This is a genomic window from Streptosporangium carneum (assembly GCF_027922005.1).
Taxonomy (GTDB): Bacteria; Actinomycetota; Actinomycetes; order Streptosporangiales; family Streptosporangiaceae; genus Streptosporangium; species Streptosporangium carneum.
The window spans coordinates 1-599 of the sequence record NZ_BSEV01000115.1; the positions used below are offsets into that span (position 1 = coordinate 1).

The 599-nt window shown below is 66.9% G+C and carries 1 protein-coding gene; it reads left to right on the top strand.

Annotation, left to right across the window (positions count from 1 at the left end; all coding sequences use genetic code 11):
- Positions 1–599, top strand: a 599-nt coding sequence (locus tag PKF00_RS44955; RefSeq protein WP_271223766.1) for a segregation and condensation protein A, incomplete at both ends; no start/stop codon positions are given.

The following is a 599-nucleotide window of genomic DNA, read 5'->3' on the forward strand; positions in this document are numbered from 1 at the left end:
CTTCTGGCTCTGGCCCGCAAGCGCAAGGTCGATCTGGCCCGCATCTCGATCCTGGAACTGGCCGAGCAGTATCTGCAATTCATGGAAGCGGCGCGCCGCCGCCGGCTCGACCTGGCAGCCGACTATCTGGTGATGGCGGCTTGGCTGGCCTTCCTGAAGTCGAAAATGCTGCTGCCCAAGCCGAAGAAGGATGAGGACGAGGCACCGGCCGAGGTGATGGCCGCGGCGCTGGCTTTCCGCCTGCGGCGCCTGGAAGCCATGCGCGCCGCCGGTGAGGCCCTGTTCGCCCAGCCGCTTTTGCACACGGATGTGCATCCCGGCGGCCAGCCCGATGGTGTGCGCTCAACCCGCTCGGTGATCTACGAAGCCGACCTGCACGACCTCCTGTCGGCCTATTCGCGCCGCCGGATCCGGCAGGCGCGCTCGTCTTACCGGCCGCCATCGCCGCGAGTCTACCAGCTCGATGCGGCCCGCCAGCGGCTGGACAAGCTGATGCCGGAAATCCGCGACTGGCGCGATCTGGATACCTTGTTGCCGGACATGGGGGAATTCTGCGCCATTCCACCGCCTCTGCGCTCCGTGCGGGCCAGTTCGATGCT